This window comes from Billgrantia desiderata (genome assembly GCF_900108215.1).
Classification (GTDB): Bacteria; Pseudomonadota; Gammaproteobacteria; order Pseudomonadales; family Halomonadaceae; genus Halomonas; species Halomonas desiderata.
The window spans coordinates 15,219-35,720 of the sequence record NZ_FNVC01000019.1; the positions used below are offsets into that span (position 1 = coordinate 15,219).

Annotated in this window: 19 protein-coding genes; 17 read left to right on the forward strand and 2 right to left on the reverse strand. The window is 61.8% G+C overall.

The features are described 5' to 3' along the window. The first annotated feature begins 98 nt into the window (after positions 1–98). From C4S71_RS15835 to C4S71_RS22340, 14 genes are all read left to right on the forward strand, one after another. Positions 99–929, forward strand: a complete 831-nt coding sequence (locus tag C4S71_RS15835; RefSeq protein WP_103969778.1) for a CoA transferase subunit A — start codon at positions 99–101, stop codon at positions 927–929. Continuing rightward, complete coding sequence (locus C4S71_RS15840; protein WP_103969779.1) at positions 929–1,717, forward strand: CoA-transferase subunit beta; 789 nt, start codon at positions 929–931, stop codon at positions 1,715–1,717. Before C4S71_RS15835 ends, C4S71_RS15840 begins: the two co-directional genes overlap by 1 nt. Positions 1,718–1,942: 225 nt before the next feature. Further along, positions 1,943–3,145 (forward strand): 3-oxoadipyl-CoA thiolase, encoded by a 1,203-nt coding sequence (gene pcaF / locus C4S71_RS15845; RefSeq protein WP_103969780.1) that lies wholly within the window; start codon positions 1,943–1,945, stop codon positions 3,143–3,145. Between the two features lie 75 nt (positions 3,146–3,220). Next, entirely contained in the window at positions 3,221–4,420 is a 1,200-nt protein-coding gene (locus tag C4S71_RS15850; protein WP_103969781.1) for an alpha/beta fold hydrolase, read from the forward strand. Between the two features lie 92 nt (positions 4,421–4,512). Next, positions 4,513–4,815, forward strand: a complete 303-nt coding sequence (locus C4S71_RS15855) for a type II toxin-antitoxin system HigB family toxin (protein ID WP_103969782.1) — start codon at positions 4,513–4,515, stop codon at positions 4,813–4,815. A gap of 3 nt (positions 4,816–4,818) precedes the next feature. Next, positions 4,819–5,190 carry a helix-turn-helix domain-containing protein gene (locus C4S71_RS15860; protein ID WP_103969783.1) on the forward strand — a complete coding sequence of 124 codons (372 nt, stop codon included), beginning with the start codon at positions 4,819–4,821 and terminating at the stop codon, positions 5,188–5,190. 162 nt (positions 5,191–5,352) lie between these two features. Further along, positions 5,353–6,546, forward strand: a complete 1,194-nt coding sequence (locus C4S71_RS15865) for an MFS transporter (RefSeq protein WP_103969784.1) — start codon at positions 5,353–5,355, stop codon at positions 6,544–6,546. 9 nt (positions 6,547–6,555) lie between these two features. Further along, positions 6,556–7,491, forward strand: coding sequence for a pca operon transcription factor PcaQ (gene pcaQ, locus C4S71_RS15870; protein WP_103969785.1), 936 nt, complete (start codon positions 6,556–6,558; stop codon positions 7,489–7,491). 131 nt (positions 7,492–7,622) lie between these two features. Beyond that, positions 7,623–8,363, forward strand: coding sequence for a protocatechuate 3,4-dioxygenase subunit beta (gene pcaH, locus C4S71_RS15875; RefSeq protein WP_103969786.1), 741 nt, complete (start codon positions 7,623–7,625; stop codon positions 8,361–8,363). Positions 8,364–8,393: 30 nt separating this feature from the next. Beyond that, positions 8,394–9,026, forward strand: coding sequence for a protocatechuate 3,4-dioxygenase subunit alpha (pcaG, locus tag C4S71_RS15880; RefSeq protein WP_103969787.1), 633 nt, complete (start codon positions 8,394–8,396; stop codon positions 9,024–9,026). A 191-nt stretch (positions 9,027–9,217) separates the two neighbouring features. Then, complete coding sequence (locus tag C4S71_RS22505; RefSeq protein WP_158409647.1) at positions 9,218–9,376, forward strand: hypothetical protein; 159 nt, start codon at positions 9,218–9,220, stop codon at positions 9,374–9,376. 173 nt (positions 9,377–9,549) lie between these two features. Continuing rightward, a complete protein-coding gene (locus tag C4S71_RS15885) occupies positions 9,550–10,176 on the forward strand; it encodes a glutathione S-transferase family protein (protein ID WP_103969788.1) in 627 nt (208 codons plus the stop codon). Positions 10,177–10,505: 329 nt separating this feature from the next. After that, complete coding sequence (locus C4S71_RS15890) at positions 10,506–11,747, forward strand: hypothetical protein (RefSeq protein WP_146064614.1); 1,242 nt, start codon at positions 10,506–10,508, stop codon at positions 11,745–11,747. Positions 11,748–11,991: 244 nt separating this feature from the next. Next, positions 11,992–12,861, forward strand: coding sequence for a hypothetical protein (locus C4S71_RS22340; protein WP_146064615.1), 870 nt, complete (start codon positions 11,992–11,994; stop codon positions 12,859–12,861). Between the two features lie 316 nt (positions 12,862–13,177). On the opposite strand, the gene C4S71_RS22945 is transcribed toward C4S71_RS22340, so the two are convergent. Then, positions 13,178–14,878 carry a methyl-accepting chemotaxis protein gene (locus C4S71_RS22945; RefSeq protein ID WP_103969791.1) on the reverse strand — a complete coding sequence of 567 codons (1,701 nt, stop codon included), beginning with the start codon at positions 14,876–14,878 and terminating at the stop codon, positions 13,178–13,180. Positions 14,879–15,814: 936 nt separating this feature from the next. Between C4S71_RS22945 and C4S71_RS22510 the strand changes: the two genes are divergently transcribed. Together C4S71_RS22510 and C4S71_RS15910 are read left to right on the forward strand one after the other, a co-directional pair. Then, positions 15,815–15,973, forward strand: coding sequence for a hypothetical protein (locus C4S71_RS22510; RefSeq protein WP_160113397.1), 159 nt, complete (start codon positions 15,815–15,817; stop codon positions 15,971–15,973). A 247-nt stretch (positions 15,974–16,220) separates the two neighbouring features. Beyond that, positions 16,221–17,672 (forward strand): aldehyde dehydrogenase, encoded by a 1,452-nt coding sequence (locus C4S71_RS15910; RefSeq protein WP_103969793.1) that lies wholly within the window; start codon positions 16,221–16,223, stop codon positions 17,670–17,672. 81 nt (positions 17,673–17,753) lie between these two features. Here the strand turns inward: C4S71_RS15910 and C4S71_RS15915 are convergent, their stop codons facing one another. Continuing rightward, on the reverse strand, positions 17,754–18,212 hold the full coding sequence (locus tag C4S71_RS15915) for a MarR family winged helix-turn-helix transcriptional regulator (protein ID WP_103969794.1): 459 nt from the start codon (positions 18,210–18,212) through the stop codon (positions 17,754–17,756). 325 nt (positions 18,213–18,537) lie between these two features. Between C4S71_RS15915 and C4S71_RS15920 the strand changes: the two genes are divergently transcribed. Beyond that, positions 18,538–20,376 carry a feruloyl-CoA synthase gene (locus C4S71_RS15920; protein ID WP_103969795.1) on the forward strand — a complete coding sequence of 613 codons (1,839 nt, stop codon included), beginning with the start codon at positions 18,538–18,540 and terminating at the stop codon, positions 20,374–20,376. Positions 20,377–20,502: the final 126 nt, after the last annotated feature.

Genomic DNA, 20,502 nt, shown 5'->3' on the forward strand with positions numbered 1-20,502 from the left:
ACGAGTTTGACGGCCGAGCGACTTGGCGTTAATTTGTTCGCATCACAAAACAAAGTTCGTTATTCGAACTTTTTAACGAGAGCGTCCAGGAGAACACCATGGCCGAATTCCTGAGCCTCCGTGACGCGGTGGCCCGCTACGTCGAAGACGGCGCCACCGTGGCCATGGAGGGTTTCACCCACCTGATTCCGTTCGCCGCCGGTCACGAAGTGATCCGCCAGAAGAAGCGCAACCTCACCCTGATCCGCATGACGCCTGACCTGGTCTACGACCAGATGATCGGCGCCGGCTGCGCCAGGAAGGTGATCTTCTCCTGGGGTGGCAACCCCGGTGTGGGCTCGCTGCACCGCCTGCGCGACGCGGTCGAGAAGGGCTGGCCGCACAAGGTCGAGATCCTCGAGCACAGCCACGCCGCCATGGCCTGCGCCTTCGAGGCCGGCGCCGCCGGGCTGCCGCTGGCCGTGCTGCGCGGCTACGTGGGCAGCGAGCTGCCCAGCGTCAACGACCAGATCAAGTTCATCGAGTGTCCCTTCACCGGCGAGCGCCTGGCCGCGGTGCCGGCGGTGCGCCCGGACGTCTCCATCATCCACGCGCAGAAGGCCGACCGCGCCGGTAACGTGCTGGTGGAGGGCATCGTCGGCGTGCAGAAGGAGGCGGTGCTGGCGGCCAAGCAGAGCATCGTCACCGTCGAGGAGATCGTCGACGACCTGCGCGCCGAGCCGGACTATCACCCCAACGCCTGCATCATCCCGGGCTGGGCCATCAGCGCCATCGCCGTGGCCGAGAAGGGCTCGCTGCCCTCCTATGCCCACGGCTACTACCCGCGCAACAACGCCTTCTACAAGGAGTGGGACGGCATCGCCCGCGACCGCGACACCTTCACCCGGTGGATCGAAGAGAACGTCATGAAAGCAGGGGGGAACGCCTGATGAGTAGCGTCGATAAGTGCCTGGACTACACCTCGGCGGAGATGATGACCGTCACCGCGGCCCGCGCGCTGGAGAACGGCATGACCTGCTTCGTCGGCATCGGTCTGCCCAGTGAGGCGGCCAACCTGGCGCGCCTGACCCACGCACCGGACGTGGTGCTGATCTACGAATCCGGCACCCTGCAGACCAAGCCCGACGTGCTGCCGCTCTCCATCGGCGACGGCGAGCTGGCCGAGACCGCGCTCACCACCGTTTCCGTGCCGGAGATGTTTCGCTACTGGTTGCAGGGCGGCAAGATCGACGTGGGCTTTCTCGGTACCGCTCAGATCGACCGCTACTGCAACCTCAACACCACCCTGATCGGCGACTACCGCGAGCCCAAGGTGCGCCTGCCGGGCGGCGGCGGTGCGCCGGAAATCGCGACGAACGCGGGTGAGGTATTCATCACCCTGAAGCACTCCAAGCGCGCCTTCGTCGACCGGGTCGACTTCGTCACCACCCTGGGCTTCGGCCGTGACGGCAAGGGCCGCGACGGCGTGCCCAACATCGGCAAGGGGCCCACGCGGGTCATCACCGACCTGTGCGTGATGAAGCCCGACCCCGAGACCAAGGAGCTGGTGGTGGTTTCGCTGCACCCGGGCGTGAGCCGCGAAGAGGTGATCGAGGCCACCGGCTGGGAGATCCGCTTCGCCGAGACGCTGGAAAGCACGCCGGAGCCCTCGGCCCGCGAGCTCGAGGTCCTGCGCGAGCTCAAAGACAGGACCGCCCGTGCCCATGCCGGTGCGTAATTCGCGCCAGAACGGCCTGCGCTTGGCCATACGGCGTTGAGAGGCAGCTCAAAATGCTCATTTACCCATTCGTAAACTCCGCTTTTGGACTCGCGACATCCATGTCGCTCGCTCTTCGAGCAGCGGAGCTGCCCAAATCAGCAATCCTTGCCGATTTGTCGCTGTCTCTCGCCTTGTCTGGCCATCGCTCGACGCGTTCTGGCATCGAATTAAGGAGATATTTAAATGACTGACGTATTCCTTTGCCATCCGCGGCGCACCGCCATCGGCCGCTTCGGCGGCACCCTGGCCAGCGTACGCCCCGACGATTTCGCCGCCACCATCTTCAAGGCGGTACTGGCCGAGGCTCCGGATCTCGACCCGGCCGCCATCGAAGAGGTCTTCATGGGCTGCGCCAACCAGGCCGGTGAGGACAACCGCAACGTGGCGCGCATGTCCTCCCTGCTGGCGGGCCTGCCCACCTCGGTGCCCGGCACCACCATGAACCGCCTGTGCGGCTCCGGCATGGACGCGGTGGGCACCGCCTTCCGCGCCATTAAGGCCGGCGAGATGGAGCTGGCCCTGGCCGGCGGCGTGGAATCCATGTCCCGTGCGCCCTACGTGCTGGGCAAGGCCGACAGCCCCTTCTCCCGCGGCCAGAAGATCGAGGACACCACCATCGGCTGGCGCTTCGTCAATCCGCTGATGAAGAAGGCCTACGGCATCGACTCCATGCCGGAGACCGCCGAGAACGTGGCCGAACAGTTCAACATCTCCCGTGAGGACCAGGACGCCTTCGCCCTGCGCTCCCAGCAGAAGGCCGCCGCCGCGCAGAAGGCGGGTCGCTTCGCCATCGAGATCACACCCATCGAGATCCCCCGGCGCAAGCAGGAGCCGCTGGTATTCGATACCGACGAGCACCCGCGCGAGACCACCCTGGAGAAGCTGGCCGGGCTGCCGACGCCGTTCCGCGAGGGTGGCAGCATCACCGCCGGCAACGCCTCCGGCGTCAACGACGGCGCCGCCGCCATGCTGGTGGCAAGCCGGGCCGCGGTGGAGCAACATGGCCTCAAGCCCATGGCCCGCATCATCGGCATGGCCACGGCCGGCGTCGAGCCGCGCATCATGGGCTACGGCCCGGTGCCGGCGGTGCGCAAGCTGCTCGAGCGCACCGGCGTGACCATGGACGAGATCGACATCTTCGAGTTCAACGAGGCCTTCGCCGCCCAGGCACTCGCCTGCACGCGGGACCTGGGGCTCGCCGACGACGACCCGCGGGTCAACCCCAACGGCGGAGCTATTGCCCTGGGCCACCCGCTGGGCATGTCCGGCGCCCGCCTGCTGCTCACTGCCGCTCACGAGCTGCAGCGCACCGGCAAGCGCTACGCGCTGTGCACCATGTGCGTGGGCGTGGGGCAGGGTATCGCTACCCTGATCGAAAAGGTCTAAGCGAGACTGAGATTGGAACCAGGCCGGCGGTGAGGAACTGCCGGCTTTTCCCGTTGCACTGCAGGGAGAAGGAACATGGCATTTCTGAACGTCGACGGCCGCAGCGTCGCCTATCACCTGCTCGGCCCCGAGGCGCTGCCGCTGGTGGTGCTGGCGCATCCGCTGGGCATGAGCCAGGCGGTGTGGGACGAGCTGCTGCCGGCGCTGCTGCCACGCTACCGCGTGCTCACCTGGGACCTGCCCGGCCACGGGGCCAGCCAGGCCTGGCCGGCCGAAGGCGGCGAGATCACTCCGGCGGCGCTGGCCCGCGATGCGCTGGCGCTGGTCGAACATGCCGGTGCCTCGCGCTTCCACTTCGTCGGTACTTCCATCGGCGGCGTGGTCGGCCAGCAGCTGATCAGTGAGCACGCCGAGCGGCTCTACTCCGTCACCCTGACCAATACCGGCGCGGTGATCGGCAATGCCGAACTGTGGAGCACCCGCGCCGAGCGCATTCGTCAGGAAGGCCTGGCGGCCATGGCCGAGGAGATCGTGCCGCGCTGGTTCGCGCCGGCCTGCTTCGAGGCCGAACCGGCCCTCAAGGCCGGCTGGTGCACCCAGATGGGCCGCGGCGACGATGAATCCTACGCCCGCCTGTGCGAGATGCTCGGCCGTACCGACTTCCGCGGCAAGCTGCAAGGCCCGCTCGCCGAGCATCCGGGCATCGGCGTGCACCTGCTCGGCGGCAGCGCCGACGTGGCCACGCCGCCGGAGACCCTGCAGGCCCTGGCCGCCGAGTGTGGGGGGGCGCCGCTGGAGATCCTCGAAGGCATTGCCCACGTGCCCTCGGTGGAGGCGCCTGCCGCCATGGCCAAGCGGCTGCTGCTGTGGATGGCCAGCGAGCGTGAGGACGTCGGCGAGCATGGCGTGAGCTATGCCGATGGGCTCGAGACCCGCAAGCAGGTGCTCGGCGAGGAACACGTCGCCCGCGCCAGTCGGAACGCCAACAGCCTCGACGCCCCCTTCCAGCAGATGATCACCCGGCTGGCCTGGGGCGAGCTGTGGAGCAACGACGACCTCACCCGCCGCGAGCGCAGCCTGATCACCACCGGCATCCTCGCCGCCCTGGGCCGCGAGGAGCTCACGCTGCACCTCAAGACCGCCAAGCGCATCGGCCTCTCCGAAGCGGAACTGCGCCAGGTACTGATGCACGTGGCGATCTACGCCGGGGTACCGGCGGCGAACCATGCGTTTGCGTTGGCCAAGGAGCTGGGCTGGGGCGAGGAGCTGGGCTGATTCGCCGTATCACAGTGGTCTGGTGATACGGCGGAGAAGCCTGGGAACCTCTCGCCTTGCGCATGGTCCCATATTGGGACATCATTGGCGTTATGAGGATCATCGCCATCAAGTATCTGCGTGACTTTTGGCGGCAACACCCCGATGCCAAGGCGTCATTGGAAGCCTGGGTCGATGAGGTGAAGCATGCTGAATGGAAAGATGCGCATGACATCAAAGCCAAGTACCGCAGCGCCAGCCCTGTGGGCAACAAGCGTGTGGTGTTCAACATCAAGGGTAACGACTATCGACTGATCGTCGCTGTTGCCTACCGATTTGGCGCGGTCTACATCAAGTTCATCGGCACACACGTGGAATATGACAAAGTCGATGCCGAAACCGTAGAGATGGAGTAACCCATGGATATTCGCCCCATTCGTACCGAGGACGATTATCAGGCCGCCCTGCGGGAAATTTCTGGCTATTTCGATAATGAGCCGGAGCCCGGCACCGAGGAGGGCGACCGCTTCGAGATCCTCCTGACGCTGATCGAGGCCTTTGAAGCCAAGCACTTCCCCGTGGACCTGCCGGATCCCATTGAGGCCATCAAGTTTCGCATGGAACAGCAGGGGCTCACGCCCAAGGATCTCGAGCCCGCTCTTGGTCGTCGTAATCGCGTCTATGAGATCCTGAATGGCAAGCGGAACCTGACCCTCGCCATGGTCTGGAAACTACACGACATGTTCGGTATTCCTGCCGAGAGCCTGATCAAGCCACCTCACCATGCCTGATACTCCTGATACTTACTTGGGTATCGGCCACCTTTCGGCGTAGAGAGCAGCCCTAGACTTTCGTTAGAGTGCTAATAAGCTGTGCCCCATGGCATGATCCGAACCGGCCTTTGGCCGGTTTCGGCTTTATGGGCGTAGCAGAAGGGATCAGGAGAGCAGGGTATGACTCAGGACACCACCACCCCGCCGCCGAGCGAGCTGCGTCAGGCCTTGCTGGCCTATGGCCTGCTGTGGTGCCTGGGGCTCTATCTGCGCCTCACGGTGCTGGTGGTGCCGCCGCTGATCCCCCAGCTCAAGGCGGTGCTGGGCTTTACCAGCAGCGAGGTGGCGATCGCCACCAGCCTGCCGCTGGTCACCCTGGCCTTCGGCGCCCTGCTGGCCGGCTGGCTGCTGGCCCGGGTCGGAACGCTGCCCAGCATGCTGCTGGGGCTCGCCGTCATGGCGCTGGGCAGTGCGCTGCGTAGCCTGCCCGAGGGCTTTACCGCCTTCATGCTGGCCACCGTGCTGATGGGGGTGGGGATCGCCTTCATGCAAACGGCGATGCCGGTACTCGCCAAGCTGTGGGCGCCCGGTCGCATCGGCCGCGCCTCGGCGGTTTACACCAACGGCCTGCTGGTGGGCGAGCTGCTGGCGGCGGGCGCCACCGGCCCCCTGGCCGCGGCCTGGCTCGGTGCCCACTGGCAGTGGGCCTTCGCCCTGTGGGTAGCGCCGGTGCCGCTGCTGATGCTGGTATTGATCGTCGGCTGCCGGCAGCTTCCGGCCATGGCGAATGGCTCCCGTAGCGCCAGCCTGACCCTGCCCAACGTGCGCGACGGCCGCACGTGGCGCCTGGTGGCCCTGCTCGGCGCGGCGGCGGCGCTCTACTTCACCGGCAACGTCTTCCTGCCGCCGCTGCTCGAGGCGAGTGCGCGCCTCGAACTGCTGGCGCCCAGCCTCACGGCGCTCAATGGCGCCCAGATGTTCTCATCGGCGCTGCTGATCCTCTACGCCGACCGGCTGATGGGGCGGCCCCGGCCGCTGATCGGCATCACCGCCCTGGCGCTGCTGGCCCTGCCGCTGATGCTGTGGCTGCCGGGCGGCCACGTGGTGTGGGCAGCGGGCGTGTTCGGCTTCTTCACCAGTGCGCTGTTCATCTTCGTGCTGGCGCTGCCGGCCTGGCTGGTTCGCCTCGAGGCGCTGCCGCGGCTGATGGCCGGCATGCTGTTCTTCGGGTACCTTCTGGTATTCGGCATCACCGTGATCGGCGGCTGGCTCAACGATCTCTCGGGAACCGTGGCGTTGGCCTTCCTGCCGACCCTGTTGATCAGCCTGGTCGCCATGGTCGTCACCCCGCGGCTGCTCGCCTCACGCCAGTAGGAAAACCCCATGCTCAACGCCCGTATCAAGCTGCGCCATCTGCAGGCCTTCCTCGAGGTGGCCCGCCAGCGCAGCTTCGCCCGGGCCGCCGAGCGGCTGGCGATCACCCAGCCGGGCATCTCCAAGACTATTCGCGAGCTGGAAGAGAGCCTCGGTGCTTCGCTGTTCGAACGCACGCCCCAGGGCGTGGCGCTGACCCAGGCGGGCCTGACCCTGCTGCGCCATGCCGGGCCGGCCATGCGCGCGCTGGAAGAGGGCGTGGCGGCGGTGGGCGACGTGCACCTGGGCGCTCACGACCTGCGCGTGGGGGCGCTCTCCACGGTGGAGAGCCGGCTGCTGCCCGAGGCCATCCGCCGCTGGCACGCCGCGCCCGGCGGGCAGAACGCGGTGGGCGTCAATGTGGTAGTCGGCGCCAGTGCCTTCCTGCTCTCGCGCCTGCGCCGCGGCGAGCTGGATCTGGTGGTAGGGCGCATGACCGAGGCCCGCGAGATCCGCGACCTGGCCTTCGAGCATCTCTACTACGAGCCGCTGCTGCTGTGCGTGCGCCGCGGCCACCCACTGGCCGGCATCGCGCCGCTGGAAGCCGCTCGGCTGGGCGAATTCCCCTGGGTGCTGCCGCCTCTGCAGACCACCCTGCGCCAGCAGGTCGACAGCTTCTGCGTGCGCCACTCGCTGACGCTGATGAGCCAACGGCTGGAGACGCTCTCGCTGCCGATCAGCCGTCACTACACTCTGGAGAGCGATGCCATCTGGGTCGTGCCCGAAGAGGCCGTGGCCGAAGACCTGGCGGCGGGGCGGCTGTGTCGCCTCGGCATCGAGCTTGAACCCCGCGGCGGCTCCGTGGGGCTGTGCTACAACGCCAGCATGCAGCCCTCGCTGGCGCTGGAAGCTTTCTGCGAAGTACTGCGCGAAGTGAGCGCCGAGCGCGGCACCGGGAGCAATTGAAAATAGCTCCATAGCGGCAGTGCAGCATAACCCAGCGGTTATGAGGGGTGCCCGAGTCGTCAATTGGCGGGCCTTTGGCGAGAGGCCACACTGGGCGAGACAAGACCACTCTCCCCAAGAGACGACACGCCATGCAAGATCACAACAAGCGCTTCGTAGAGCGCGACCGTAACTGGCACCCCCCGGCCTACGCCCCCGGCTACAAGACCAGCGTGCCCCGCTCGCCGCAGCAGGCCCTGGCCAGCATGCAGCAAGCCACCGCTTCCGAACTCACCGGCCCCGACTTCCGCCACCTGCGCATGGGCCCCCACGACAACGACCTGCTGCTCAACTTCCGCGAAGACCCGTCGCTTTCGGGCGCGGCCGGCCTGCCGGTGGGTGAGCGCATCATCATGTTCGGCCGCGTGATCGACCAGTTCGGCAAGCCGGTGCCGCACACCCTGGTCGAGATGTGGCAGGCCAACGCCGGCGGGCGCTACCGTCACAAGAACGACCGTTACCTCGCCCCGCTCGACCCCGGCTTCGGCGGCGTGGGCCGTACCCTCACCGACGAGCAGGGCTGGTACCGCTTCCGCACCATCAAGCCCGGCCCGTACCCCTGGCCCAACGACCCCAACAGCTGGCGCCCCTCGCACATCCACGTCTCGGTGATGGGCCCCTCGATCTCCACCCGCCTGATCACCCAGATGTACTTCGAGGGCGATCCGCTGATTCCGCTGTGCCCCATCGTCCACACCATCAAGGACCCGGCCGCGGTCGAGACCATGATCGGACGCCTCGACATGGCACGCAGCAAGCCCATGGACTGCCTGGCCTACCGCTTCGACCTGGTGGTACGCGGCGAGCTGCAGACCTATTTCGAAAATCAGTAAGCGGGTTCGAGAATCAGTGAGGGAAATCACATGAAACAGCCAAACAGCGTCCCCACCAGCGAGCTGATGCTGCGCGAGACCGCCTCCCAGACCGCCGGGCCCTACGTACACATCGGCCTGGCCCTGGCCGCCGCGGGCAACCCTACCCGCGACGAAGAGATCTGGAACGAGATGGCCAAACCCGGCGCCGAGGGCGAACACATCGAAATCGTCGGCACCGTGATCGATGGCAACGGCGACCTGGTGCGCGACGCCTTCCTCGAAGCCTGGCAGGCCGACGCCAACGGCGTCTACCAGCCAGAGTTCGACCTGAAAAAGCCGTTCAACAGCTTCGGGCGCACCGCCACCACCTTCGACCACGGCAGCGAATGGACGCTCAAGACCGTCAAGCCCGGCTCGGTGGCCCACCCCAACGGCCAGCTCATGGCGCCGCACATCAACCTGGCGATCTTCGCCCGCGGCATCAACATCCAGCTGCAGACCCGCCTCTACTTCGAGGACGAAGCCGAGGCCAACGCCGCCTGCCCGGTGCTATCGCGCATCGAATCGCCGACCCGCCGCCAGACCCTCATCGCCAAGCGCGAAGAGGCCGACGGCAAGGTGCGCTACCGCCTCGACATCAGGCTGCAGGGCGAAGGCGAGACGGTGTTCTTCGATTTTTGATTCGCCACTACCGCAGCAAATCTGGCCGAAGAGGGCCGCAAGACACCGAGAGCCGGCGCATGTGCCGGCTCTCGGTTTTTTTGGCTATTGGTATGACGCAGGTCATGCGACTAAAGGCGAATGGGTTAGACCAAAGTCTAAATTTCGGGTATTCTGTTAGCATCCTCATGAAGTAACCGAGATACCCAGCCATGACCACCCAGACGCTTTCCCATACCGCAGTCGCCACCCAAACCAGCGCTCCCCTGATCAAGCGCATCGGCTCTGCCGCGTACCGTCTGCTCGAGCGGATGAGCGAAGCGGCCTACCGCCAGCATGCGCCCCGTCTGCGCAACAACTACTACCTCTAACGGCCGAAGCCGTGTCAGGCCTGGCCCGGAGCGGCCGGCAGCGAGAGACATCAGAAGAGCCAGCGCCTGCGCTGGCTCTTCTCGTTATGAAGTGTCGATAGCGGGCGCCTCCGTTCGATGAGTTCCGGAAACAGGCGAAACGGCAGATGCCAGCCAATCGATGGAGCCGGAACATGATGAAACTCTACGGAACGCCCCCGACCCGTACCCTGCGCGTGATCTGGTTGCTCAACGAGCTGGGCCTGGAGTATGAACAGGTCCCGGTGGATCTCATGCAAGGAGAGCACCTCCAGCCAGACTTTCTCGGGCTCAACCCCGCCGCCAAGGTTCCGGTGCTGGTCGATGGCGACCAGATCATCACCGAATCTGCCGCGATACAGCTCTACCTGGCCGAGAAATATCCACAGGCGGGTTTCATCCCCAGCGCTGTGGAAGAACGCGCCCAGATGTACCGCTGGATCTTCTTCCTGATGACCGAGATCGAGCCACCGCTGTGGCGTATTGCCCGCCACACCTTCCTCTACCCGGACGAGATGCGCATACCCCAGGACGTCGACCTGGCCAGGCAGGAGTGCAGGGAGATGCTGGCGGTGCTGGAGCGGCACATGCAGGAGCGCGAGTACCTCGTCGGCGACCGGCTCAGCGTCGCCGACTTCAATGCCGCCTATACGCTGGACTGGGCCAACGAAGAGAACCTGCTCGACGCCGCCCCGCGGCTGAGGGAGTACCTGAAGGCGATGTACGCCAGACCCGCGGCACCGCCCACCATCGCCGTAGCGTTCGCGGCGATGGAGGGTTAGCCGGCCCGGTGAGATCAGCGGGCGAGCCAGCACCGAGAGCCAGCCATTGCGCTGGCTCTCGTCATTTTGGCGCTGCGTTGACGTAGGTCTCTGGTGTGGGGCTGAGAGAGCGTCTAGGCTGGTTGTATGTGTTCGTTTGTAAGCTGGAATGGTGATGGGCGCTGTAGGTTAACACTTTGGCTTGTTAGTGGTGAGGAAGGGTAATGGCGGCTAACGACCCAAAGCCGACATGCCGACAACGGCAGCAGGCGTATTCATTAGGGTTATGCGAGGTTCAGTTGCTTACCAGGAATAGAGATCAAGTATCCTATCCGTTGCCGACGGAGACGATGCAGAGCCTCGACATAAAACACCATATCGAGGACCTACAGAAGATTCGTAATTTCATGGAACTTCGCGGTATCGCTACGCACAATACTCGTCTTGATCGTTACGCTCGTTTTTACGAAGAAATCGAAGTTCGAGGTACACAGTCGATAGATGCCGAAGCGATCTTCAAAAATTCTGTAGACTCTCGCTTCCGGAGTCCCGGCGACTGGTTGCTCTATGTCCTCCGCGAAGTTCACGAGCTGATGTGGATAATGAAAGGCTTACAAACTCACACCCCTCTAGGCGTACAAGAAAAGCTGGAAACCGTTGTCGGAGGTCGTGATTTTGCAGCTTTAGACAGGGACTCTCGTTCGCGTGACGCCCAGTTCGAGCTACGAATAGCAAGCTATTTCTGTCAAAGTGGTTTTGAAGTCGATATGAGCACCGACACCGATATCATTGCGAGTACGGGAAAATTTCGGTTTTTCATTGAATGCAAACGAATCGGTAGCGAGACTCAGTTGCGAAAAAGACTATCGGAAGCCCGAAGTCAACTCAGAAAGAGAATGCCCAAGAACGACGGAGCACGAATAGTCATGGGCTGCATCGCCGCTGATGTTACGAAAATGGCGTTCTCCCACAATGGACTCACCTTCGGGATGACGAACGAGCACTCCCGGGATATCATTCAGAGGAAGCTAGTAGATATCGCTGACCGTTTCGGAGGTGCGCTATCCTTCGCGGCCCCGCGCAAACTGCTTGGATACTGGTTACAGATTCACATCGCATCCCTAATACTGAAGCCCGATCCTCCAACGCCAGCAACCAGATTCTCGTCGTATCAAATACCGCGGCCTAACCTGAACCGTCGTGGGCGGAGAGCAGTATATTTCTTCTATGAGAAATTTGAGGAAGTCTCTGTGAAAGATGCTCGGGCAGCGCCACCTCAAGCGCTAGCTCCTAGGAGTTACGTAACAATTCCTGAAGGATCGACGTTCTCACTTGATAAAGAGAAGCTGAATACCTTCCTCACACAGGCCGGTATTGCTGACGACGAGGAGCCGGTGGCATTCGCTAGTCTAAATATCAAAGGGAAGTCCGAGGAGTTCACGAATTTTGATGTCAGTATGCTGCCAGCTGAATATCTCGATGAATGGCGGTCTCTCGTCGAAGAGAAACCAGGTGAAGCAGCGGCAAAGCTTATAGCCGCGATGTATCTGCAACGGTATCCCTACGAGCCGCCTTCAGAAAATGATTTTTAAAAATTCCGGCATCGCATGACAAGCAGCACCAATACGCGCCCGTTGGGCGCCAGACGCACTTCGTGCTCCGCTGTGCAGGTCGTTATACATGAGGATATCCTAATCTACTCTTCTGGCCGAATGGGGAATGTTAGTCTATGCTGATTAAAAGCGTTTGGCAGTTGTCGACCCCCGACCCAAAGCCGACATGCCGGCAAATGCCGCCGGCGCGTTCATTGGGGATATGTAGCATGCGCGATGATTGATGTTGGTTTCAAATGGAGCTTTCAATGGTTTTTTTTCGACAGTAAAGAAAATTTTCAGCGCAAAACCTTCAAACGCCTCTAGTCTGGGTGACGATATAGGTAACGATGAGCCAATTTGCCCTTATTGTAATGAAACTCTGGACAAGATGCCGGGCAGAAAGAAGAAGTGTACGTCTTGTGGCGGTTTTATATATGTTCGAACACGACCAAGCGACAAGAAAAAAATTCTTATCAGAGAAGACCAGATATCGGTGATCGAGGAGCAGTGGGCCATAGCGAACGGTACACATGAGCAGTTTCTTGCGGAACAGGAGGCGTATGAAAAGGAAAGAGATGCACTGAGAAATAAGTTTGGAAGAGAGCCGAGCGAAAACGATATACGATGGTCAATGCTAAATAAGTCACTTTTGAAGTATGCACAGGACTTTCAGTGGGGCTTCTACAGAAATGCCAGGCTGTCAATGGGCGACATCCTAAAGAAGGAATCAAAGGAACTTGAGGCGCTGGATACTTATCTGGAGGTTTGTTACCTAGATGTAAATGGTCCGAGCAACTGTGGCACACGAGATCCTGAGATACTTCGGGAGTACCCGCCATTCGATCCGAAGAGGGCTATGGTAGCGCCCGGTGTTATTGGGTATATCGATAAAATCATTGCTAACCATCGTCTTACCCAAGAGCAGGTAGGAAAGAGGTTTATCAAGCTTGCCGAACGTACAGGTGAATCTCTCAAGCTCCCCGTTGACTCTGAAAGTGCTTGGAAGACCTTGAAGAAAGAGATTTATGAAAAGAAGAAACCTAACCATAGCGTTAACACGGACGCCCAGCTGCGCTTCGCTCCTTTGGGCGCCGGTTACGCTGGGCGTTAAACATCAGGAAAACCTCAATTTCCGCTCTTGGCCGATAGCTGCTGTACACAACATGGTCGTTTCTTTCACACAGTTCCTTGCTAGGCACCTTTATTTTCCGAGAGTTCCTCTCTGGAGCCTAGCAACCCGTATTGTTATGACCTGGTACACCTCGGTGATTTATTGATCAACCAGGGAAGAGACGAGCGGGGATGAGTTGGTTTCCCATGCAATGCTACATCGCGCAATGGCCGCACCTGGCGGTGCGGCACGACAGGCGGCTTGGCCCATTATTAAAAGCATCAGCCCGACATTGCTAGTTATGTAATGGCAACGATCAAAACTCCTTCCACTCACTTTGAGTTCGCTTTTTTTCTTTAGCAGGGAGGGGTAATGCCGCTCTAGAGGGCTGTCCATCGCTAGGTTTTGTGTTCAGCCAACCGGGAAGGCTATTTTGGCTTTTGATCACCTGACCGCTGCGATGATGACTAGACAGTTGGAAGACAGCAACGGCTTCTTCCAGTCTATTCGCCTGCTCCTCAAGAGAGGCGGAAGCGGCGGCTGCCTCCTGCACGAGAGCAGCATTTTGCTGAGTAACCTGATCCATTTGCCCCACCGCTTGGGCGACCTGCTCTATACCCTCGCTCTGCTCTTGGGAAGCGGCGGAAATTTCGTCCATGATATCGGTGACTCGACGAATGGCTAGAACTACCTCCTCCATCGTCTTTCCTGCTTGTTCGACTAGGGTCGAGCCTTGTTGTACTTGGGCAACGGAGCCCTCGATTAGAGTTTTTATCTCCCGTGCTGCCTCGGCACTGCGGCTGGCCAGATTGCGGACCTCGCTGGCAACCACCGCAAAGCCGCGACCTTGCTCGCCAGCGCGCGCTGCTTCGACTGAGGCATTGAGCGCCAAGATGTTCGTCTGAAAGGCGATGGAATCTATCACGCCGATAATGTCTGCCACCTGCTGAGAGCTGCAGGCAATGCCGTGCATGGTCTTGACAACTTGATCCACCACTTCGCCGCCACGTTCGGCCGTCGTAGATGCTTCCTTGGCCAGTGCGCTGGCCTGCTTGGCATTGTCGGCATTCTGCTTCACAGTTGAGGTCATTTCTTCCATACTGGAGGCGGTCTGCTCCAAAGCCGCCGCCTGCTCCTCTGTACGGGAAGAAAGATCGGCATTGCCGCTGGCAATCTCGCGAGTGCCGACATGGATGGAGCTGCTGCTGTTACGAACATCTAGAATGACGGTTGAGAGATTTTCTACCATGCGCTTCATGGCAAAGATCACGCTGCCATCATCCTTGTCTGAGCGGGTTTCAATAACGATATCTAACCGATTATCAGCGACTTGGCTGGCGATTTCGGCGACACGTGCGGGCTCTGCGCCCAGACGGCGACTGATGCCTGAAATGATGTACCAAGCCAACAGAATGCCAAGCAGCAAGACTACCACCAGTGTCACGATAAACGTGACCTGCATTCTCGCGTATTGTGCCAGCCCTTCACTGTGCTGCCGCTCTGCCTCATCAAGCTGCACCTTCATCAAATCATCAAATATGGTGGAAACAGGATCAATCGTCTGGTAAAGCTCATTGACGATAAGGTGCTGGAGTGCAACTTGATCACTCTGCTGAAAGATTGCTTCTAGTCTACTTATTGTTGTGTAGGAAATCTGCGTTAAAGGCTGGAGTTCCTCGACCAAACGCACTTCTTCGCCAACCAGCTGAGTGCTGAGATAAGCTTCCCACTCCCTCGCACTGACCGCCTGTGCTTGTGCCAAGTTTTGCAGCCCCTCTTCCCAGCTAATGTTGCCATTGCTTACTTTATGGGCAGTGTCGACAACATTCACAGCGTATTGTTCGGAAATTCTGGAAAGCTGCCTCAAGGGAACCACTCGGTCTTCGTAAACGCTCTCTAGTCGGTTGAGTGTTGCAGCCTTTTCGGAAAGCCCGAGTACGCCTATTCCAATTAGGGCAATGGAAAACACGGCGACGAGAATAGAGAGCTGATGCGCGACTTTGATTTTTTCAATCATCTTAAGTGCCTATTTTAACGCAGCCAATCTTTAAATCACTAGTGTTTAAGCATTGTTTGAGCACAATGAGTGCGCGCCCTTACAACTCATTCACAGTTTTCGGCGCTGGGGCGTAAAAATTTAGGCTTGTTCTTCAAAGAATGCTGATAATTTGATCTGCGTCATGGTTTTTGCTGTTGTACGAATAAATTAGCTTCTGCTTGATTAAGTGCTCGCAGAGGTTATTGAGAGAGGCCTAGAGATGCTCCATCTCTAGGCGGTTGAGTAGTTGTAGTATCAAGACTGCACCGCCTCGTAGATCTGCAGCTCGTGGTTAGCGGGTATCGAAGTCGGTGAACGGCAGTGCCTGGTGGGCTTCTACCTCAGCGGTAAAGCGTTCGGCCGGAGTTTGGCGGAATTCACCGCAGCCTTCTCTTTATCGATCATCATCGTGCGCGGTACGCTGCCGAACGGGCGGGGTCTCGAAGCGCATGGTCTGCTTGCTGGGCCGTGGGGCTCACCTGCGGCTTGACCGGTTGTCCCGCCGGCGTCGTTCCGCGGCCCAGATGGCGTCGCACGGTGCGTTCGCAATAGCCGATCTGATGGACAATGCCCACGAGGTGAGCGCCTCGCGGGTGAAGTTGAATTACCATAAGAACGTCCTCTCGGCTCAGCATGGCCAGATTTTCTGGTAGGCTTCGGCACCAGCAAGGGAAGGCCATGCGGTTCGGGGGGACAATCTGTTTGATGATCTACCGCATTATAGCTCCGACGCTGAGATCGGCTCATGCTTGGCGCTATAACAGACACACTGAATGTCAGCTCTTGGGCGATTGCTGACTTTCGGCCAACCAGGAAAAAGCATGCGCGATGCCGTGACCTTTTACCTAGAAATCGGTCCACCGGCAATGTGAGATTTCCGCTACGCTTCCTGAACGACAGCGGGCGAGACGTCTGATGGCCTTCCATAACCCCGACCCGAAGATGCGCGAAATCGAGCGGCGTAATGCTCGGTTGCGCGCCGCATTCTTTGCCAAGCTGTTTGGCAGTGCCTGGCGCGGGTTTCGCAAGGCCCTGTCGTGCCTTCGTTTCCGCAGCCGTCAACATCGAGGCTGAAGGCCTCGCGTCGATGCTGTTCACCAATTGGTTTAAACAGCTCCCCCAATCGCCTCAATGATGCTTTCGCAAAGCCAGCACTGAGAGTGCTCCGCGTCGCCGACTGCTAGGGTGAGCAGTGCTCGACTAAAGTCCAAGACTGTTGCTGGAAAAGTCCAAGTAATCCCGCTGATATTGCCTTATGCAGCCGTTAGCTTCGGGGAGAATGAGAAGCTGGCAATGCCATAACAATGCAAAGGAGTGACCCATGACGACCCTCGGATTGCTGATCGGCGGCCAGGCCAAGGCTGCCTCTGGAGAAGGAACGTTCGAACGTCGCAACCCTTTCACCGGTGAGGTGGCGACCACGGCGGCGGCGGCTTCGGTGGAGGATGCCAAGGCGGCGGCGGATGCCGCGGGCCGCGCCTTCGCGACCTGGTCGCAAACGGGCCCCGGCGAGCGGCGCGGCAAGCTGCTCAAGGCGGCGGAGCTGATGGAAGCGCGCCAGGCGGAGTTCATCGAGCGCATGGTGAACGAGACCGGCGCCACGCCGGGCTGGGCCGGCTTCAACGTGATGGTGGCCGCCGGCATGCTGCGCGAGGCGGCATCGCTGACCACTCAGATTCAGGGCGACGTGATCCCTTCCAACGTGCCCGACAACCTGGCCATGGGCATCCGCGTGCCCTGCGGCGTGGTGGTGGGTATCGCGCCGTGGAACGCGCCGATCATCCTCGGTACCCGCGCCGTGGCCACACCGCTGGCGTGCGGCAACACGGTGATTCTCAAGGCCTCGGAGCAGTGCCCGGCGACCCACCACTTGATCGGTGAGGTGCTGGTGGAGGCCGGCCTCGGTGAGGGTGTGGTCAACGTGGTGACCAATGCGCCCCACGAGGCCCCGCAGATCGTCGAGACGTTGATCGCCCACCCCGAGGTGGCGCGCATCAACTTCACCGGCTCTACCGGGGTTGGGCGGATCATCGCCGAGAAGGCGGCGCACCATCTCAAGCCGGTGCTGCTGGAGCTGGGCGGCAAGGCGCCGTTCCTGGTGCTGGACGACGCCGATCTGGATGCCGCGGTGGATGCGGCGATCTTCGGTGCCTTCTTCAACCAGGGGCAGATCTGCATGTCCACCGAGCGGCTGATCGTCGATGCCTCGGTGGCCGATGCCTTCGTCGACAAGCTGGCCACCCGCGCCGCGGCGCTCAAGGTCGGCGATCCGCGCGGCGAGGGCAACGCCCTGGGCACCCTGATCAACGCCGAGTCGGGGCAGAAGCTCAATGCGCTGCTCGACGATGCCGAGAGCCACGGCGCGCGTCTGGCCGCCGGCGGCCGGGCCGACGGGGTGATCATGCCGGCCACGGTGGTGGATGGCGTGACCCCGGCCATGCGCCTCTACAGCGAGGAGTCGTTCGGGCCGGTGGTGGCGGTGATCCGCGTCGATGGCGAGGAGGAGGCGATTCGCATCGCCAACGACAGCGAGTACGGCCTCTCGGCGGCGGTGTTCAGCCGCGATACGGCGCGGGCGATGAAGGTGGCCGGCAAGATCCGCTCGGGCATCTGCCATATCAATGCGCCGACGGTGCACGACGAGCCGCAGATGCCTTTCGGCGGCACCAAGGCCAGCGGTTACGGGCGCTTCGGCGGCAAGGCGGGCATCGAGGAGTTCACCGAGCTGCGTTGGATTACGGTGCAATTGGGGCCACGGCATTACCCTATTTGAGCAGCACCCATTTGAGCTGCCGAGCCAGGCAAGTAGCAGGGGGCGATGGTATCGCCCCCTACGCTTGGCAAGCGACGGGCCTTAGTTGCCCTTGCGGTTCTCGATGATGCGGTCGAGTAGGTCGAGCAGCCATTCACGCTCGCCCTCTTTCATGAACTTGTCGAAGCGGTCCTCGCCCGCCGAGACCTTGCGGTTGAGCCGCTCGGTGAACTCCTTGCCCTTTTCGGTCAGGTAGAGCGCATAGGAGCGGCGGTCGTTCTTCGACTTGCGCCGCTCCACCACCTCCATGCTCTCCAGCTTGTCGATGGCCGCCACCATGGCGGAGCGGTCCACGTTCAGGGCCGTGGATACCGCCGACTGGGTCAAGCCAGGGTTGTGGTAGATGATGGCGAGGATGCTGAACAGCCCGGGCGTGATGCCCTCCTGCGCACAGGCCTCGAAGAAGACGTCGAAGTAGACGAGCTGCGCCCGGCGTAGCTTGTAGCCGAGGCGGGATTGCAGCATGGAGTAGTCGATTCCGTTCTGGTCGTCGTTGCTCATGAATATGTGGGTCCTGACCTAGGGTGAGCCACGCGGGCGGAGCAGTGAATAGCCTATCGGATAGCAGCTGGCGGGGCTGCCTGGGTACCAACTTTAGTCGTATCCAAGCGTGATGGGCATCGCCCGATGTGCCGCATATCTTTTTGATATTCTTTGGTTTTCCTCGCCTGCTGCTGGCATTCCCAAGCATAATGTTATGGTGGTTAAATGTTTGACTATCCAACAATTTAAAAAAATACTGGACCCATGTTACCAAGGCTCCCAGGCCGAGGGTAGCGAATGCCCCTTTCGACCCCTGACAACGATCACAACAGCAGGAGCGCCCATGCTTCACCCCTTTCGCGATGTTCACCTGGGCACTGCCACTGCCCGACTGGTCTCGCGCGATGACGGCACCCAACTGCTCAGCATCGAGGAACCTCTTGGCGACTATCCCGCTACGCTGCTCGAGTGTCTGGAGCGCTGGGCCGACGAGGCGCCGGAGAGAACCTTCGTGGCGCGCCGCGACGCGAGCGGCGAGTGGCAGCGCCTGAGCTATGCCGACACCCTGAGCCGCGTGCGCTGCCTGGCCCAGGCGCTGCTCGATCATGAGCTGAGCGTCGAGCGGCCGCTGGTCATCCTCAGCGGCAACTCCATCGAGCACCTGCTGCTGGCCCTGGCGGCCATGTACGTGGGCGTGCCGTTCGCTCCTATCTCGCCGGCCTATTCGCTGGTCAGCCGCGACTACGCCAAGCTGCGCCATATCGTCGAGCTGCTGACCCCCGGCCTGCTGCTGGTCGACAAGGCCAAGGATTTCGCGCCGGCGCTGGCGGCGGTGCAGCCGGCCGACTGCGGTTGCGTGGCGGTGGATACCACCGGCTTTCCCGGCATCGATGCCTTCGAGTCGCTGCTGGATACGCCCCCCACCGAGGCGGTGGAGGCGGCCCGCGCGGCGGTCACTCCCGATACCATCGTCAAGTTCCTGTTCACCTCGGGCTCCACCGGCATGCCCAAGGGGGTGATCAATACGCACCGCATGCTCTGTTCCAACCAGGAGATGCTGGCGTCGCTGATGCCCTTCATGCGCGACGAGCCGCCGGTGCTGGTGGACTGGCTGCCGTGGAACCACACCTTCGGAGGCAACCACAACGTCGGCATCGTGCTCTACAACGGCGGCAGCCTCTATATCGACGACGGCCGCCCGGTGCCGGGGGAGTTCGAGAAAACCATCGCCAACCTGCGCGAGATTGCGCCCACGGTCTACTTCAACGTGCCCAAGGGCTTCGAGATCCTGGTGGACTACCTGAAGCGCGAGGATGCCCTGCGCGAGACCTTCTTCTCGCGGCTCAATCTGATGTTCTTCGCCGCCGCGGGGCTCTCCCAGCACATCTGGGACGAGCTCGACCGGCTGGCCGTCCAGACCCTTGGCTGCAAGGTGGGCATGCTCACGGGGCTGGGTGCCACCGAGACCGCGCCCTCGGCCATGTTCGCTTCGCTGGAGGAGTCCAAGTCGGGGGTGGTGGGCCTGCCGGCCCGCGGTGTGACGATCAAGCTGGTGCCCAACAGCGGCAAGCTGGAGTGCCGGGTGAAGGGGCCCAGCGTGATGCCGGGCTACTGGCGCCAGCCGGAGCTCACCGCCAAGAGCTTCGACGAGGAGGGCTTCTACTGCCTGGGCGATGCGGTCAAGTTCATCGACCCGGACGACCCCCAGCGCGGCATGCGCTTCGACGGTCGCATCTCCGAGGACTTCAAGCTCGATACCGGCACCTGGGTCAGCGTCGGGCCGCTGCGGGCGCGCATCATCGAAGCCGGCGCCCCCCACGTGAAGGACGTGGTGATCGCCGGCATCGACAAGCCCTATATCTCGGTCATGGTGTTCCCGGATCTGGAGAAGTGCCGCGAGCTGGCGGGGCTGGGCCGCGAGGTCGATGCCGCCACGGTGCTGGCAAGCGAGCCGGTGCGCGAGCGCTTCCGGCAGATGCTGCGCGACCTGGACGCTCACAGCACCGGCAGCTCCACCCGGGTGCGGCGCCTGGTACTGCTCGACGAGCCGCCGCGGCTGGATGCCCATGAGATCACCGACAAGGGCTCGATCAACCAGCGTGCGGTACTCGATAACCGGGCCGCCATCGTCGACGAGCTGTATCGCGAGCCACCGCCGCCGAGCGTCTTGCATCTCGGCTGAGACCAATATCACGTGCATCGATTCCGCTGAGCTCTCCTGTAGAGCAGTACCGGCTGCATGTCTGACGCCCCGTCCTGGAAGCCGGGGCGTTCCTCGTTCTGGTAAGCGAGTACCTCGTTTCAGCAG